12 protein-coding genes and 1 pseudogene are annotated in these 18,390 nt (G+C 44.0%); 9 read left to right on the forward strand and 4 right to left on the reverse strand.

Annotation, left to right across the window (positions count from 1 at the left end; genetic code table 11):
* Positions 1-146: 146 nt before the first annotated feature.
* From A142_RS13215 to A142_RS13230, 4 genes and pseudogenes are all read left to right on the forward strand, one after another.
* Positions 147-2,354, forward strand: a complete 2,208-nt coding sequence (locus A142_RS13215) for a heparinase II/III domain-containing protein (protein ID WP_029405321.1) — start codon at positions 147-149, stop codon at positions 2,352-2,354.
* A 2-nt stretch (positions 2,355-2,356) separates the two neighbouring features.
* Entirely contained in the window at positions 2,357-4,510 is a 2,154-nt protein-coding gene (locus tag A142_RS13220) for a heparinase II/III domain-containing protein (protein ID WP_019820719.1), read from the forward strand.
* 322 nt (positions 4,511-4,832) lie between these two features.
* A pseudogene (locus A142_RS13225) lies at positions 4,833-5,629 on the forward strand (fumarylacetoacetate hydrolase family protein).
* A gap of 392 nt (positions 5,630-6,021) precedes the next feature.
* Entirely contained in the window at positions 6,022-6,738 is a 717-nt protein-coding gene (locus A142_RS13230) for a FadR/GntR family transcriptional regulator (protein WP_019820723.1), read from the forward strand.
* Positions 6,739-7,151: 413 nt separating this feature from the next.
* Here the strand turns inward: A142_RS13230 and A142_RS13235 are convergent, their stop codons facing one another.
* Complete coding sequence (locus tag A142_RS13235; protein WP_019820724.1) at positions 7,152-7,373, reverse strand: hypothetical protein; 222 nt, start codon at positions 7,371-7,373, stop codon at positions 7,152-7,154.
* A 134-nt stretch (positions 7,374-7,507) separates the two neighbouring features.
* On the opposite strand from A142_RS13235, the gene A142_RS13240 reads away from it, so the two are divergent.
* From A142_RS13240 to A142_RS13255, 5 genes are all read left to right on the forward strand, one after another.
* Positions 7,508-9,295 carry a sodium:solute symporter family transporter gene (locus tag A142_RS13240; protein ID WP_019820725.1) on the forward strand — a complete coding sequence of 596 codons (1,788 nt, stop codon included), beginning with the start codon at positions 7,508-7,510 and terminating at the stop codon, positions 9,293-9,295.
* A gap of 220 nt (positions 9,296-9,515) precedes the next feature.
* Positions 9,516-11,594 carry a DUF4962 domain-containing protein gene (locus tag A142_RS13245; RefSeq protein WP_019820726.1) on the forward strand — a complete coding sequence of 693 codons (2,079 nt, stop codon included), beginning with the start codon at positions 9,516-9,518 and terminating at the stop codon, positions 11,592-11,594.
* Positions 11,595-12,247: 653 nt separating this feature from the next.
* Positions 12,248-13,129 carry an NAD(P)-dependent oxidoreductase gene (locus A142_RS13250; RefSeq protein WP_004733521.1) on the forward strand — a complete coding sequence of 294 codons (882 nt, stop codon included), beginning with the start codon at positions 12,248-12,250 and terminating at the stop codon, positions 13,127-13,129.
* 185 nt (positions 13,130-13,314) lie between these two features.
* Positions 13,315-13,632 (forward strand): polysaccharide lyase family 7 protein, encoded by a 318-nt coding sequence (locus tag A142_RS25720; protein WP_431306025.1) that lies wholly within the window; start codon positions 13,315-13,317, stop codon positions 13,630-13,632.
* Positions 13,633-13,698: 66 nt separating this feature from the next.
* The gene (locus tag A142_RS13255; protein ID WP_019820727.1) at positions 13,699-14,736 is read left to right on the forward strand and encodes a polysaccharide lyase family 7 protein; all 1,038 of its coding nucleotides are present in this window, start codon (positions 13,699-13,701) and stop codon (positions 14,734-14,736) included.
* A gap of 241 nt (positions 14,737-14,977) precedes the next feature.
* Here A142_RS13255 and A142_RS13260 read toward each other — a convergent pair whose 3' ends face one another.
* The 3 genes from A142_RS13260 to A142_RS13270 form a co-directional block, all read right to left on the reverse strand.
* Complete coding sequence (locus A142_RS13260; RefSeq protein ID WP_019820728.1) at positions 14,978-16,345, reverse strand: MATE family efflux transporter; 1,368 nt, start codon at positions 16,343-16,345, stop codon at positions 14,978-14,980.
* A 147-nt stretch (positions 16,346-16,492) separates the two neighbouring features.
* A complete protein-coding gene (locus tag A142_RS13265; RefSeq protein WP_019820729.1) occupies positions 16,493-17,215 on the reverse strand; it encodes a FadR/GntR family transcriptional regulator in 723 nt (240 codons plus the stop codon).
* Positions 17,216-17,389: 174 nt separating this feature from the next.
* Complete coding sequence (locus A142_RS13270) at positions 17,390-18,166, reverse strand: SDR family NAD(P)-dependent oxidoreductase (protein WP_019820730.1); 777 nt, start codon at positions 18,164-18,166, stop codon at positions 17,390-17,392.
* Positions 18,167-18,390 lie beyond the last annotated feature (224 nt).

Raw genomic sequence — 18,390 nt, forward strand, 5'->3', positions numbered from 1 at the left:
ATGACTTACCGTGATTTATGTGATTCTACTCATCATTTCGCACTGAATAGCTATAATTAAAGCTCATATTGTATTACTTTATATGGAGTTTGAAAATTTAATCAAAGTTTAAGCAGATAAACTCTTTATTGAGGGTGACAAAGAATATGACGACTAAACCAGTATTGTTGACTGAAGCTGAAATAGAGCAACTTCACCTTGAAGTAGGCCGTTCTAGCTTAATGGGTAAAACCATTGCAGCGAACGCGAAAGACCTAGAAGCGTTCATGCGCTTACCTATTGATGTTCCTGGTCATGGAGAAGCGGGTGGTTATGAACACAACCGCCATAAGCAAAACTACACGTACATGAATTTAGCTGGTCGCATGTTCTTGATCACTAAAGAGCAAAAGTACGCTGACTTTGTTACAGAATTACTAGAAGAGTACGCAGACAAATACCTGACGTTTGATTTCCACGTACAGAAAAACACGAACCCTACCGGTCGTTTGTTCCACCAAATCTTGAACGAACACTGCTGGTTAATGTTCTCAAGCTTGGCTTACTCTTGTATTGCTTCAACATTGACACAAGAGCAACGTGACAACATTGAGTCTCGTATCTTCGAACCAATGCTAGAAATGTTCACAGTGAAATACGCACATGACTTTGACCGTATCCACAATCATGGTATTTGGGCTGTAGCCGCTGTAGGTATCTGTGGTCTTGCTCTTGGTAAGCGTGAGTACCTTGAAATGTCAGTCTACGGCATTGACCGTAACGACACTGGCGGCTTCCTAGCGCAAATCTCTCAACTGTTTGCACCTTCTGGCTACTACATGGAAGGTCCTTACTACCACCGTTACGCGATTCGCCCAACTTGTGTATTCGCGGAAGTGATTCACCGTCATATGCCTGAAGTGGATATCTACAACTACAAAGGTGGTGTGATTGGTAACACGGTACAAGCAATGCTGGCGACAGCGTACCCGAACGGTGAATTCCCAGCTCTGAACGATGCATCTCGCACAATGGGCATTACAGACATGGGTGTTCAGGTTGCAGTGAGCGTTTACAGCAAACATTACTCATCTGAAAACGGCGTTGACCAAAACATTCTTGGTATGGCGAAGATTCAAGACGCAGTTTGGATGCACCCATGTGGTCTTGAGCTATCTAAAGCTTATGAAGCGGCGTCTGCTGAGCAAGAAATCGGCATGCCTTTCTGGCCAAGTGTTGAATTGAACGAAGGTCCTGAAGGCCACAACGGCGCACAAGGCTTTATTCGTATGCAGGATAAGAAAGGCGACGTTTCTCAGTTAGTGATGAACTACGGTCAACACGGCATGGGTCACGGCAACTTCGATACGCTGGGTATTTCTTTCTTCAACCGCGGTCAAGAAGTGCTACGTGAATACGGTTTCTGTCGTTGGGTTAACGTGGAGCCAAAATTTGGCGGCCGCTACCTAGATGAAAACAAATCTTACGCTCGTCAAACGATTGCTCACAACGCAGTAACGATTGATGAAAAATGCCAGAACAACTTTGATGTTGAACGTGCAGACGCCGTACACGGCTTACCACACTTCTTCAAAGTAGAAGACGAGCAAATTAACGGCATGAGTGCGTTTGCTAACGATCACTACCAAGGTTTTGACATGCAACGCAGCGTGTTCATGCTAAATCTTGAAGAGTTGGAATCTCCGCTACTATTGGATCTTTACCGTTTAGATTCTGAGAAAGGTGGCGAAGGCGAACACCAATACGATTACTCGCACCAATATGCCGGTCAGATTGTTCGTACTAACTTTGAATACCAAGCGAACAAAGAGTTGAACACGCTGGGTAGTGACTTCGGTTACCAACACCTATGGAACGTAGCAAGCGGTGATGTGGATGGCACGGCACTTGTGAGCTGGCTACAAAACAACACCTACTACACATGGTTAGGTGCAACGTCTAACGACAATGCTGAAGTTATCTTTACTCGCACTGGCGCGAATGACCCAAGCTTCAACCTACGCTCAGAGCCTGCTTTCATTCTACGTAGCAAGGGTGAAACAACACTGTTCACTTCTGTTCTAGAAACGCACGGTTACTTCAACGAAGAGTTCGAGCAATCAGTCAATGCTCGCGGCGTTGTGAAAAACATCAAGGTTGTCGCGCATACAAATGTGGGTTCAGTCATCGAAATCAGCACAGAGAAATCAAACGTGACAGTGATGATCAGCAACCAACTTGGCGCGACTGACAGCACAGAACACAAGGTAGAACTGAACGGCAAAGTATACAGCTGGACAGGCTTCTACTCAGTAGAGACAACTCTACAAGAAACAAATTCAGAAGAACTTAGCACTGCAGAGCAGGGGAAATAATAATGAGCTATCAACCACTTTTACTTAACTTTGATGAAGCAGCAGAGCTTCGTAAAGAACTTGGCAAGGATAGCCTTTTAGGTAACGCACTGACTCGTGATATTAAACAAACTGACGCTTACATGGCGGAAGTTGGCATTGAAGTTCCAGGTCACGGTGAAGGCGGCGGTTACGAACATAACCGTCATAAGCAAAACTATATCCACATGGATCTAGCGGGCCGTTTGTTCCTTATCACTGAGGAAACAAAGTACCGTGATTACATCGTTGATATGCTAACTGCGTACGCGACGGTATACCCAACACTTGAAAGCAACGTAAGCCGTGACACTAACCCTCCGGGTAAGCTGTTCCACCAAACGTTGAACGAGAACATGTGGATGCTTTACGCTTCTTGTGCGTACAGCTGCATCTACCACACTATCTCTGAAGAGCAAAAGCGTCTGATCGAAGACGATCTTCTGAAGCAAATGATCGAAATGTTCGTTGTTACTTACGCACACGACTTCGATATCGTGCACAACCACGGCTTATGGGCAGTGGCAGCGGTAGGTATCTGTGGTTACGCAATCAACGACCAAGAATCTGTAGACAAAGCACTATATGGCCTGAAACTAGACAAAGTAAGCGGCGGTTTCTTAGCCCAACTTGACCAACTGTTCTCGCCTGACGGCTACTACATGGAAGGTCCTTACTACCACCGTTTCTCTTTACGTCCAATCTACCTGTTCGCAGAAGCGATTGAACGTCGTCAGCCTGAAGTTGGTATCTATGAATTCAACGATTCAGTGATCAAGACAACGTCTTACTCTGTATTCAAAACGGCATTCCCGGACGGTACATTGCCAGCTCTGAACGATTCATCGAAGACAATCTCTATCAACGATGAAGGCGTTATCATGGCAACGTCTGTGTGTTACCACCGTTACGAGCAGACTGAAACTCTGCTTTGTATGGCTAACCACCAACAAAACGTTTGGGTTCATGCTTCAGGTAAAACATTGTCTGACGCAGTTGATTCAGCAGACGACATCAAAGCATTCAACTGGGGCAGCCTGTTTGTAACCGACGGCCCTGAAGGTGAAAAAGGCGGCGTAAGCATCCTGCGTCACCGTGACGAGAAAGACGACGATACGATGGCGTTGATCTGGTTTGGTCAACACGGTTCTGATCACCAGTACCACTCGGCTCTAGACCACGGTCACTACGATGGATTGCACCTAAGCGTATTCAACCGTGGCCACGAAGTACTGCACGATTACGGCTTCGGTCGCTGGGTAAACGTTGAGCCTAAATTTGGCGGTCGTTACATTCCAGAGAACAAGTCTTACTGTAAGCAGACGGTTGCTCACAACACAGTAACGGTTGATCAGAAAACGCAGAACAATTTCAACACAGCATTAGCTGAGTCAAAGTTTGGTCAGAAGCACTTCTTCGTAGCAGACGACCAGTCTCTACAAGGCATGAGCGGAACCATTTCTGAGTACTACACTGGCGTAGACATGCAACGCAGCGTGATTCTTGCTGAACTTCCTGAGTTCGAGAAGCCACTAGTTATCGATGTATACCGCATCGAAGCTGACGCTGAGCACCAGTACGACTTGCCCGTTCACCACTCTGGTCAAATCATCCGTACTGACTTCGATTACAACATGGAAAAAACGCTTAAGCCATTAGGTGAAGACAACGGTTACCAACACTTATGGAACGTTGCTTCAGGCAAAGTGAACGAAGAAGGTTCTCTAGTCAGCTGGCTACATGACAGCAGCTACTACAGCCTAGTAACCAGCGCTAATGCGGGCAGCGAAGTTATCTTTGCTCGCACTGGTGCTAACGATCCAGACTTCAACCTTAAGAGTGAGCCTGCGTTCATCTTACGTCAGTCTGGTCAAAACCATGTGTTTGCTTCTGTATTGGAAACACACGGTTACTTTAACGAGTCTATCGAAGCCTCTGTAGGCGCTCGTGGTCTGGTTAAATCAGTGTCTGTTGTTGGCCATGACAGTGTCGGGACTGTTGTGCGCATTCAAACGACATCTGGCAACACTTACCACTACGGTATTTCAAACCAAGCTGAAGACACGCAGCAAGCAACTCACACTGTTGAGTTCGCGGGTGAGACATACTCGTGGGAAGGATCATTTGCTCAACTGTAAATGATTAACATATATGCCGTTTAACGATGGCATGTATTGATGTGGTGCTTTGCGGGAACGAAGCATCACATTGAATTCAGTCGTGATTGAAAAATCGTTCGTTGATACCAACAACGACTGAAACATCGGGAATAAGTCAAACCGAGTAACTCACTGCGAGTTGCTCGGTTTTTTTATGTGTGCTGCTTTTATAAGGGGGAGGGAAGAGAGAGGGCTACAGAGCTTCCCTTTTCCTTCGAATCCGACAGAGTGGGCTAAAGTATAATTTAGCATTTAAAATTGAAGGGATTCAAGGATGAAGTGGTTATTGGCAATAGTTACGATGTCTGGCGTCGCATTGGCGGCAGAAAATAACAATGTTGAGGTGAGCAGTGAGCATTTCGTCCGTTATCAATACCAAGACAAAGTCAGTTACGGAAAGCTAGACAATGACGCTGTGTTACCGGTCATCGGCGATATCTTTGGAGAATATTCGGTAGCAAAAAATTCGATCTCGTTAGAGTCGGTTGAGGTGTTACTGCCGACAAAACCAGAGAAAGTCTTCGCCGTCGGGATGAACTTCGCCAGTCACCTAGCATCATCTGCCGATGCACCACCGCCGATGTTTCTTAAACTTCCTTCTTCTTTGATTCTTACAGGTGAAGTGATTCAAGTGCCACCAAAAGCAAGAAATGTTCATTTTTAGGGCGAGCTGGTGGTTGTGATTGGGAAAGAGCTCAGTCAAGCTAGTGAAGAAGAAGCCGAGCAAGCGATCTTTGGTGTCACGGTGGGTAACTATATTACAGAGAGGAGCTGGCAAGGCACGGATTTACAATGGTTACGAGCGAAAGCTTCAGATGGCTTTGGCCCCATTGGTAATACGATTGTTCGTGGTATCGATTATAACACGTGCAATTAACCACGCGTGTAAATGGCAAGGTTGTTCAACAAGAGAATACTTCGTTTATGATTCACAAACCTACAAAAGTCATCAGCTACTTGAGCCACTATTTTACCCTCAAACCGGGCGATCTTATTTTCATGGGAACGCCGGGAAGAACCTATGCTTTGTCCGACAAGGACCAAGTGAGTGTCACGATTGAAGGGATAGGGACTGTGGTCAACGAAGTGCGGTTCTGATGGAATTGAATTAGCGTTGGGAGCTACAGAGCTTATGTCTGAATCTGCAGTACGTAGACGACTTGAACCTATTCATTTGAACTAGGTTAACTTGTGTAGTGAATAAACTAACCGTTTTTCGGTTCCATTATTTTAGCCCAATTGAGTGATGTTTTTGGAAGCGATCAGAGAAAACGAGAATGACGGACCTACATGCTCGGCGAGGGTTTTGTTAGTGGTGTAACACAGTGTTTCTAGCTAAGAGAAATTAGATGCTTTCTAAGTGTTTGATTCATTGAGTAAATTAATAGAGAGCGACTCGTTGCTATTTTACTCAATTGGCGCTAGGTTGAAATCCTGTTATAGTGATCCTTAAATAATACATAAACATAACATATAAAATAAGTGAACTTATGGTTAGCACTTTTAATTCAATCTCGGGCTCGAAGCGCAGCCTGCACGTGCAAGTAGCGCGTGAAATCGCTCGTGGAATCTTGTCTGGTGAACTGCCACAAGGTTCTATTATTCCTGGTGAAATGGCGCTGTGTGAACAGTTTGGTATCAGCCGTACGGCACTTCGTGAAGCCGTTAAACTACTGACTTCTAAAGGTCTGTTAGAGTCCCGCCCGAAAATCGGTACTCGTGTAGTAGACCGCGCATACTGGAACTTCCTTGATCCTCAACTGATTGAATGGATGGACGGCCTAACCGACGTAGACCAATTCTGTTCACAGTTCTTAGGCCTTCGCCGTGCGATTGAACCTGAAGCGTGTGCATTGGCGGCAAAATTTGCGACGGCTGAACAACGTATCGAGCTTTCAGAGATCTTCCAAAAGATGGTAGAAGTAGATGAAGCTGAAGTGTTTGACCAAGAACGTTGGACAGACATTGATACTCGTTTCCATAGCTTGATCTTCAATGCGACAGGTAACGACTTCTATCTACCGTTCGGCAATATTCTGACTACGATGTTTGTTAACTTCATCGTGCATTCTTCTGAAGAGGGAAGCACATGTATTAATGAACACCGCAGAATCTATGAAGCTATCATGGCCGGTGATTGTGACAAGGCTAGAATTGCTTCTGCCGTTCACTTGCAAGATGCCAACCACCGTTTGGCTACAGCGTAATAGAAATGATTTAAAGCGCACCTAAGCCATCTCACATCGAGATGAACAGGCACACGCTCAGATAAATGATTTAAAAAGGTATGCCAAGTGCATGCCTTTTTTGTTTTTAGAAAGCGTGTTGCACCATGTGTAGCACTATTTTGGGTCAGCCTTTTCGCTACGTCAGTTAAGCTATTCTTCCTCGTTACAACCCGCCTTATTTTTAACGTCTGGGTAACAATCCCCAAGTATCGTTCTAAACACACATTTTTAGACTGTCCGTATCAGACAAATAGTTATGCGACAGCCGGGATTTTTTACTTCTAAGTATTCTAAATCTGGGATAACACAAACAGGGTTCGTGGATTTAATATTTAGATATTTAAATTGAATTCTAATGATATTACCCGCTCGATTTCGATAAAAACACTGGTTTATTGTGTGATTAATGGGCTGGATTGTCCTTTGGCTTGGCTTTGATTATTTTTGAGGGCTTTATATTTATATGTATTTGGTTGCATTTTTAATTTAGTGCGTAAAGTCTTACTTGTTTGTGTAAGTGTTTGATTTAAATTATTATTTTGTTTTATTTTTTGATTGGTCAAATTTTTATCTAAAATATCAGTAATTTCCTTGATGGATTGGCCATATTCCATCCTATGTCATATATATAATTAACTTAATCAATCAAAATAAGATCGCCACCACTTGTTTGGGTTATTGTACTACAAATAAAGTTTGAGATTTCCTATAGTCCTCGTAACAAAATACAACGGACAAAGGATACACGATGGAACTCAACACGATTATTGTCGGCATTTATTTCCTATTCTTGATTGCGATAGGTTGGATGTTTAGAACATTTACAAGTACCACCAGTGACTACTTCCGCGGGGGCGGTAACATGTTGTGGTGGATGGTTGGTGCAACCGCCTTTATGACCCAGTTTAGTGCATGGACATTCACCGGTGCGGCAGGTAAAGCGTATAACGATGGTTTTGCAGTAGCGGTTATCTTCATAGCTAACGCATTTGGTTACTTCATGAACTTCGCATACTTTGCTCCAAAGTTCCGTCAACTACGTGTAGTAACGGTAATCGAAGCAATTCGTATGCGTTTCGGTGCGACTAACGAACAAGTATTCACTTGGTCTTCAATGCCAAACAGTGTTGTTTCTGCTGGTGTATGGTTAAACGCACTAGCAATCATCGCTTCTGGTATCTTCGGTTTCGACATGACAGCCACTATCTGGATTACCGGTTTGGTTGTATTGGCAATGTCTGTAACGGGTGGCTCATGGGCGGTAATCGCCTCTGACTTTATGCAGATGGTTATCATCATGGCAGTAACCGTGACATGTGCTGTTGTTGCTGTTGTTCAGGGTGGCGGTGTTGGTGAAATCGTGAATAACTTCCCTGTAGCGGAAGGCGGTTCTTTCCTTTCTGGTAACAACATTAACTACTTAAGCATCTTCAGCATCTTCAGCATTTGGGCATTCTTCATCTTCGTGAAGCAGTTCTCTATTACTAACAACATGCTTAACTCTTACCGTTACCTAGCGGCTAAAGACTCAAAGAACGCGAAGAAAGCAGCGCTACTAGCGTGTGTGTTAATGCTTTGTGGTGTATTTATCTGGTTCATGCCTTCTTGGTACATTGCAGGTCAAGGTGTCGACCTAGCAGCAGCTTACCCAGATGCAGGTAAGAAAGCGGGTGACTTTGCCTACCTATACTTCGTACAAGAATACATGCCAGCAGGTATGGTTGGCCTTTTAGTTGCGGCGATGTTTGCAGCGACAATGTCTTCAATGGATTCTGGTCTAAACCGTAACTCGGGTATCTTTGTTAAGAACTTCTATGAACCAATCGTTCGTAAGGGTGCGGCTAGCGAAAAAGAACTAGTAACGGTTTCTAAGATTACTTCTGCCGTGTTTGGTATCGCTATCATCCTTATCGCACAGTTCATCAACTCGCTTAAAGGTTTGAGCCTGTTCGATACCATGATGTATGTAGGCGCACTGATCGGCTTCCCAATGACAATTCCTGCATTCCTTGGCTTCTTTATTAAGAAGACTCCGGACTGGGCTGGTTGGGGTACGCTAGTAGTGGGTAGTTTTGTTTCTTACTACGTAGGTTTCGTTGTTAACGCTGAAATGGTGTCTTCAATCTTCGGTCTAGAAGAGCTAACAAGCCGTGAATGGTCTGATGTTAAGGTTGCTATCGGTCTGATTGCTCACATTACGCTGACAGGTGGTTTCTTCATCCTATCAACTCTGTTCTACAAGCCATTAACTGAGAAGCGTCAAGCAGACGTTGATAAGTTCTTCGGTAACCTGTCTACTCCATTAGTTGCGGAGTCAGCAGAACAGAAAGTACTGGATAACAAACAACGTGAAATGCTTGGTAAACTGATTGCGGTAGCGGGTGTCGGTATCATGCTAATGGCTCTACTTACTAACCCAATGTGGGGACGTCTAGTCTTCATCCTTTGTGGTGTGATTGTTGGTGGTGTTGGTGTGCTATTGGTTAAAGCGGTCGATGACGGCGGCAAGCAAGCGAAAGCAGTAACCGAAAGCTAATATAGAGAAAGCGATTATAATAGAATGCGACGACTCGAAAGGGCGTCGCATTTTTTTTGCTCTGCGCAACGGAAAAACCGTCAGGTGGAAGATATCTGACCTAAATCACGAAAACTGTACAAAATGGTTCAATCGAATCGAAATATATTTAATTGTCCTACAATAAGACGTATATTGTTGCTAATTCCTTTCAATCAACTTGAAAAATAAGTGAGTTAGAATGAGCGACCAAAAATCTCTTGATGCAATCAGGAAGATGAAGCTGGAGAATGATACTTCAGCAGGTAATCTTGTAGACCTACTCCCTATCGAAGTACAGAAACGTGACTTCGACCTATCATTCCTAGACAACTTGAGCGAGGCGCGTCCACGTCTTCTTGTTCAAGCAGATCAGTTAGAAGAATTCAAAGCGAAAGTGAAAGCTGATGAAGCTCACTGCATGTTTGATGACTTCTACAACAACTCGACAGTTAAGTTCCTTGAGACTGCTCCTTTTGAAGAGCCTCAAGCGTACCCCGCTGAGACGGTAGGTAAAGCTTCTCTATGGCGTCCTTACTGGCGTCAAATGTACGTTGATTGCCAAATGGCACTGAATGCTACACGTAACCTAGCGATTGCTGGTGTTGTAAAAGAAGACGAAGCGTTAATTGCAAAAGCAAAAGCTTGGACTCTAAAACTGTCTACGTACGATCCAGAAGGTGTGACTTCTCGTGGTTATAACGATGAAGCGGCTTTCCGTGTCATCGCAGCTATGGCTTGGGGTTACGACTGGTTACACGGTTACTTCACAGATGAAGAACGTCAGCAGGTTCAAGATGCTTTGATTGAGCGTCTAGACGAAATCATGCACCACCTGAAAGTGACGGTTGATCTATTAAACAACCCGCTAAACAGCCACGGTGTTCGTTCTATCTCTTCTGCTATCATCCCAACGTGTATCGCGCTTTACCACGATCACCCGAAAGCAGGTGAGTACATCGCTTACGCTCTAGAATACTACGCAGTACACTACCCACCATGGGGCGGTGTAGACGGCGGTTGGGCTGAAGGTCCAGACTACTGGAACACACAAACAGCATTCCTAGGCGAAGCATTCGACCTATTGAAAGCATACTGTGGCGTAGACATGTTTAACAAAACATTCTATGAAAACACAGGTGATTTCCCGCTTTACTGCATGCCAGTTCACTCTAAGCGCGCGAGCTTCTGTGACCAGTCTTCAATCGGTGATTTCCCAGGTCTAAAACTGGCTTACAACATTAAGCACTACGCAGGTGTTAACCAGAAGCCTGAGTACGTTTGGTACTACAACCAACTGAAAGGCCGTGATACTGAAGCGCACACAAAATTCTACAACTTCGGTTGGTGGGACTTCGGCTACGACGACCTTCGCTTTAACTTCCTTTGGGATGCACCTGAAGAGAAAGCACCATCGAATGATCCACTGTTGAAAGTATTCCCAATCACGGGTTGGGCTGCATTCCACAACAAGATGACTGAGCGTGATAACCATATTCACATGGTATTCAAATGTTCTCCGTTTGGCTCAATCAGCCACTCTCACGGTGACCAAAACGCATTCACCTTGCATGCATTCGGTGAAACACTAGCGTCAATCACTGGCTACTATGGTGGTTTCGGTGTTGATATGCACACTAAATGGCGTCGTCACACGTTCTCGAAAAACCTGCCACTATTTGGCGGTAAAGGTCAGTACGGCGAGAACAAGAACACGGGCTACGAAAACCACCAAGATCGCTTCTGTATCGAAGCGGGCGGCAACATCTCTGATTTCGACACTGAATCTGATGTCAAGATGGTTGAGGGTGATGCAACAGCGTCTTACAAGTACTTCGTTCCTGAAATTGAATCTTACAAGCGTAAGGTCTGGTTTGTTCAAGGTAAAGTATTCGTAATGCAAGACAAGGCAACGCTTTCTGAAGAGAAAGACATGACTTGGCTAATGCACACAACTTTCGCAAACGAAGTGGCAGACAAGTCTTTCACTATCCGTGGCGAAGTTGCACACCTAGACGTAAACTTCATCAACGAATCAGCTGACAACATCACTTCAGTTAAGAATGTTGAAGGTTTTGGCGAAGTTGACCCATACGAGTTCAAAGATCTTGAAATCCACCGTCACGTTGAAGTGGAATTCAAGCCATCGAAAGAGCACAACATCCTGACGCTTCTTGTTCCTAATAAGAACGAAGGCGAGCAAGTTGAAGTGTCTCACAAGCTTGAAGGCAACACGCTGTTGCTCAATGTTGACGGTGAAACGGTTTCAATCGAACTGTAATTCGCTGAAGTAACAGAAGCTAGATATTAAAAACTCCGAGTGAAAGCTCGGAGTTTTTTGTTTGGCTAGCCAGTTAAATTGGATAAGTCAGTTAAGTTGTATTAGCTGGCAACGTCGGGAACCCCATCAGGTTGAAAGAAAACTAAATGGCCAAGAGATCAATCGCTTCTCGATGCCAAGTCAGTCGCTCGAGGGTTAAACCTGGAAGCTGATACACACAAAGACTGGGTATGTACTTAGCCACTATGCTCAATGAAATGTGCAGGAGTCGTATACGAGACCCGCATGTCTCGCTTTGTTAGAAGAATAGGGCGCCAACCCCTTTTTCGTAAATACTGATATGACTTACTTCTGCGTGAACAGTCTAATCACTGGCTGAGTAAGGGAGTAGTGAACTACACATAGGTAATGGCGTAGCTTGTTCTTACTAATCGTATGACATTTAACGTATGTTATTTCATCAATAGACGAATTTTTGAGTGGGATATCGTTCCTCAAAGTACAAAGCGTGACCATATTCTCTCGTAAAGTGAATCCCTGTCACAACTTGCGTCTAAGCATCGAAGGATCACCCTAAAACTATTGCGTAACGGAAAAGACGTCGTTATTATAATGACCATATAATCATACAATACTATATTTGGAGTTTGAACATGACTAAACCTGTAATCGGTTTCATTGGCCTAGGTCTTATGGGCGGCAACATGGTTGAAAACCTACAAAAGCGCGGCTACCACGTAAACGTAATGGATCTAAGCGCTGAAGCTGTTGCTCGCGTTACAGATCGCGGCAATGCGACTGCATTCACTTCTGCTAAAGAACTAGCTGCTGCAAGTGACATCGTTCAGTTTTGTCTTACAACTTCAGCTGTTGTTGAAAAAATCGTTTACGGCGAAGACGGCGTTCTAGCGGGCATCAAAGAAGGCGCAGTACTAGTAGACTTCGGTACTTCTATCCCTGCTTCTACTAAGAAAATCGGCGCAGCTCTTGCTGAAAAAGGCGCGGGCATGATCGACGCACCTCTAGGTCGTACTCCTGCACACGCTAAAGATGGTCTTCTGAACATCATGGCTGCTGGCGACATGGAAACTTTCAACAAAGTTAAACCTGTTCTTGAAGAGCAAGGCGAAAACGTATTCCACCTAGGCGCTCTAGGTTCAGGTCACGTGACTAAGCTTGTAAACAACTTCATGGGTATGACAACTGTTGCGACTATGTCTCAAGCTTTCGCTGTTGCTCAACGCGCTGGTGTTGATGGCCAACAACTGTTTGACATCATGTCTGCAGGTCCATCTAACTCTCCGTTCATGCAATTCTGTAAGTTCTACGCGGTAGACGGCGAAGAGAAGCTAGGTTTCTCTGTTGCTAACGCAAACAAAGACCTTGGTTACTTCCTTGCTCTTTGTGAAGAGTTAGGTACTGAGTCTCTAATCGCTCAAGGTACTGCAACAAGCCTACAAGCTGCTGTTGATGCTGGCATGGGTAACAACGACGTACCAGTAATCTTCGACTACTTCGCTAAACTAGAGAAGTAATCGACGTGCGACCTCGCTAGGGTATTGCCTGTCTTTTTAGGCAGCGATACCTCAGCGAGGTTCGTTTTTATCTGCCATACCCAAACCTTTGTTCTCTCGTTAAAATCTTCTACTTCTACTTCTACTTCTACTTCTACTTCTATGATGCAAATAGAAGCGGTAAGACCGATTGGTATTGGGCAATCATAAAAAATAATGCGGTTAACTGCAGCTCCAAGAGCGGCAATAAAGGCTCAGCGGAATGTAAGAAAGCTTATATAAAGTTACCGCTTGGCCCGATAGCTGAAAAAGGCTCGGACAAATTTGATATTTACGTAGGTAACCAAAGATTAATCATCAACCATAACGACAGCACTGTAGTTAATCACGACATTAGCTATTGGAAAGATATGGTGAGTTATTATAAGGCTGGCGTTTATAACCAATTTAAAAATGGTGAAAGCGAAGCCCATTTCTACAAGTTAGCTTATTCAATAAAAAATAAACCTGTTATTACAGATTAGGGTAGTACTGCCTAATTTAATATTGATGGGTCTACAAATACTCGTTTGTTATTAAGGATAATTTGGATGTTCAAAAAAAATATGCTTGCTGTAGCTTTGCTATCAGCAGTACCTATTGTGTCGTTCGCAAATAACGGTGTTTCTTACCCCGTACCTGCCGATAAATTCGATATGCATAATTGGAAAATAACCATACCTTCAGATATTAATGAAGATGGTCGCGTTGATGAAATAGAAGGGGTCGCTATGATGAGCTACTCACATAGTGATTTCTTCCATCTTGATAAAGACGGCAACCTTGTATTTGAAGTTCAGAACCAAGCGATTACGACGAAAAACTCGAAAAACGCCCGTTCTGAGTTACGCCAGATGCCGCGTGGTGCTGACTTCTCTATCGATACTGCTGACAAAGGTAACCAATGGGCATTGTCTAGCCATCCATCAGCAAGCGAGTACAGTGCCGTTGGCGGCACGCTAGAAGCGACCCTAAAAGTGAATCACGTAGCGATTAACGCTAAGTACCCAGAAAAGTACCCAGCTCACTCGGTGGTTGTTGGTCAGATTCACGCTAAAAAACATAATGAGTTAATCAAAGCTGGAACTGGTTACGGGCATGGTAATGAACCACTAAAGATCTTCTATAAGAAGTTTCCTGGCCAAGAAATGGGTTCAGTATTTTGGAACTATGAGCGTAACCTAGAGAAAAAAGATCCTAACCGTGCCGATATCGCTTACCCTGTTTGGGGTAACACTTGGGACTACCCAGCGGAACCGGGTGAAGCAGGCATTGCTCTTGGTGAAGAGTTTAGCTACAAAGTGGAAGTGAAAGGCACCATGATGTACCTAACATTTGAAACAGAACGTCACGATACGGTTAAGTATGAAATCGATCTGAGCAAGGGTATTGATGAGCTTGACTCACCAACGGGTTATGCTGAAGATGATTTCTATTACAAAGCGGGCGCATACGGCCAATGTAGTGTGAGCGATTCTCACCCTTTATGGGGGCCAGGTTGTGGCGGTACTGGCGATTTCGCTGTCGATAAAAAGAATGGCGACTACAACAGTGTGACTTTCTCGGCACTTAAGTTGAACGGCAAATAGTACATAGTATAACCAGTAGGCTAGCTAGATACAGGCCTTAAGGAATGTTTTTGAAGAGCACTTAACCAAATGTTGAGTGGTCTTTTTGTTTTCTATGAGATTTAAGATGAGCCGGGTATCAGCGAGAGTGCAATGAAGCTTACCAATGAACGGTACAGCTGAAACAATACAACCTTGTCAAAAGACAAGGTTGTAATCAGAAAGCGTAGAAAGATTTTAGGACGGCAACTCGATATCGAGTTTAGTCATACATCAACTCTTTAGCTTTGTCGGCATCAAACTCTTTTAGAGACTTTCGAGCCAAGTGACGGAATGGGAAAGCTTTAACGACTTCTTCGAATGGTTGGATAGCAAAGGCCCAAAAGATAGAGCCATCTAAACCAAAGATGATCAATGCACACAGTGGAATTGAAATTACCCATTGACCAGTAAAGTTGATTTTGAAGACTGCGGTCGTTTTTCCTAGTGCTCTTAGTACATTCCCATGAACCGTGTTGTAGCCACGAACAATTGGCAAGAATATGTAGAGTGGGGCGATAACGGCCAATGCTTGATAGGTAGACTCATCCAAGCTCGGGTAAATGTCACCAATGACCAGACTTAATCCTGCGAATAAGAGTGCACAAACGAAAGAAATGACGACTGCAATATCGATACTGGTATCGACGTTTTTGACTAGGTCATCCATCTTTTTGGAGCCAATCGCTTGGCTGATAGTAATCGCGGAAGAGTGAGCCCAAGCGGTAATAAATTGAGAGACAGCCCTGATCCAAGGCATCACCAAAGTAATCGCTACGTAAGCGTTGATGTTAAGTTGCGAATACAACAATTGATATATCGTTGCGCCAATCAAAAGCATGGTCACGTTCGCTGCTACGGGGAATATTTCGATAAAGTGACGGCGAATGTTTGTAAAGAATTCAGATCGCTGAGCGTCTAATTTGAGTGAAATCGCTGAGCTTAAATACACGCACAAAACCAAATACAGCAAGCGGATCGTTATTGCGATAATGCTGCCTAGCGCAGCGCCTTGTACACCAATGCCGTCAAAATTAGAGAAACCATGAATCAGCACATATGAGAGTACAGCATTGATAGGCAGTTCAATTAAGTAACCTTTAAATGGGACTTTGGTTCTGCCTAGCGCATTAAATAAAGCAATGATCACTTGCGTCAATGCTGTGAAAATAACGATGTATTTCGAGATATCTAGATAGCGGCTGATTTCTGAATGAAGAGAAGCGTCGTCTGTTAATGCTTGAATCAAGGGCTGTTCGAAAAAAGTAAGTAGAAGCCAAAACAGTGTTGCTACGCCAAGGTTGATAAATAACCCTGCCCAAAATGCTTTAGACAATGACGCGGCGATGCCAGAGCCCACTGCACGGCTTAATACTAACTGAGTGCCATTTGCCAGCGCCATTTGAATTCCCAGTACAAATGCAACGATAGTCGTCGCAATCCCCATTGCAGCTAAAGGGATTTCACCAAGAGGAGAGACAAGCAGTGTGTCGATCATCAACATCGACTGCATTAAGATACCGTTTAAGGCGAGGGGCCAGGCGAGAGAAAAGTTTTTCCTTACGTACGATTGCGAAGACACAAACAACACCTTATGTGTATAACCGTAAGCTTTCTCTGAGACGACCCGACTTCAAGGTTTAAAGATGAAACACTACGGTATGGATGATAAAAAATTGGACGCTAAAATGCGACTGACTCGTGTATTGAGATACACGAGTCAGTGGGTAAATCTTGGTTATGCGATGGCGAGTTCAACCCGAGACAGCTTTTGGTTTTCATCGTCTAGTAACACTTGTGAGGCTATTCGAGCCTGCTGAGCGTTACCCGACATAATCGCATCATATATCGCTTTATGCTCTTCTAAACAGAAGCGACCACCTTCGGCTGAATGGTCGATAAACTGCTTGAAGATTGTCGACAGAATGTTCGCGAATGGGATGTAAAACTGATTACCTGTCGATAAGAAAATCGTTTGGTGAAACAGGTGATCGTTAGTTGTCCACTCTTCATAATCGAAGTTATTGGCCGCAATGGTCATTTTTTGGAACAGAATCGAAAGCTCTTTGCGTTGCTCTACCGTTGCGTTGGCTGCTGCTAGCGCACACGCTTCTGGGTCAATCGCTTTTCTTAAGCCTAAGAACTGAGACAAGAAGGGTTTGGTGTCTTCTAAGTCTTGAATCCAGTACAGCAATTGCGGGTCCAAGAAGTGCCACTGTGTTCTCGGTTTGATACGAGTGCCCACTTTTGGCTTCGACTCGATTAAACCTTTTGCCGAAAGTAGCTTAGTTGATTCTCGAAGGGCAGTTCTGCTCACTCCAAAGATTTCGCACAGCTCCATTTCGCTGGGTAACTTTTGATTTTCTTCTAACTCGCCTGACAAGATCTTGCGAGCAATTTGTCTCGCCACTTGAACATGAATTCGGCGGCTTGAATCTTCCACCAATGTAAATATTGACATTTAAACCACCTGAAATTGAAACTTTGAAAACACTAAAAGCCAAACGAATCTGGCGTTTAGTGTCAGTGTATACGTCGAATTTAGTGTGAGGTTTTCCCTCATCTACTCGGGTCTTTTGACCTTATATAATGTGGCGAACTTAAATCGCTGAGTGAGCTTATATAAACCAGCTAACTAAGGTGTTATTTGTCCGCCATTAACATCTAGGATTTGACCTGTGATGTAACCGCTGCAGGCGTGCGATGCAAAGAAAGCAAATGAAGGAGCAACTTCATCAATATTGCCAAAGCGTCCCATTGGAATGTTGTTAGCAATGGTCGCTTTCAAATCGTCGCTTTTACCATCGTGAAATGCGGTATCGATAGTGCCCGGTGAAACAATGTTGAAACGGATATTGTCTTGTGCGAACTCTTTCACCCAATTGCGGTGAATGTCGTGTAACCAAGCTTTAGATGCGGCATAGATGCCAGCACCTACACCACCGCCTTCGCGAGCGGCAATAGAGCCCGTGCTAATCACACAAGATGTTTGCCCAGACTCAGCAGCAGAGGCGCGTAAGTGCGGGATAGAGAACTTAGTTGTCATCAGAGCAGAGCGAACGTTAAGGTTCATTACGCGCTCATAAAACTCATCATCGATATTTTCTAGATTGGCGCGACCACCAAGGCCACCGGCGTTGTTAATCAACGCGTCCATGCCACCAAAATGATCAGTGAACTCTTTGACTAACCTTTCGCACTCCAATGTGTTCATTAGGTTTGCAGGAAAAAATGCAACATCGCCACCCAGTGCAGTGAGTTCTGTTAGAACGTCATCCACTTTTGGGCTGAAAGCACGACTATTGATGCCAATCTTTGCACCATACTTTGCAAAAATACGTGCGGTAGCTAAGCCCATACCAGCAGTAGAGCCAGTAATTAGTATGCGTTTGCCTTTTAAATCGTTAAACATCAGAGTCGCCTATATTGTAGATTATTTGCGTTAATAAATCATACAATAACACTTGCTATATTCAAGGATGTTCATCTCAAAACCGATCATTAACGACATAAATAGTGAGAGTAAGAGTGGTTTTGTGAATTCGCGCATATTCAAAAAGTGTAAACAAGAACTATTTGTATGAATAAATGGATTGAAGAGGTCTAATGTGTTGAATAGAGATAAGATGAGTGAAA

This window comes from Vibrio splendidus 12E03 (assembly GCF_000272105.2).
Classification (GTDB): domain Bacteria; phylum Pseudomonadota; class Gammaproteobacteria; order Enterobacterales; family Vibrionaceae; genus Vibrio; species Vibrio splendidus_I.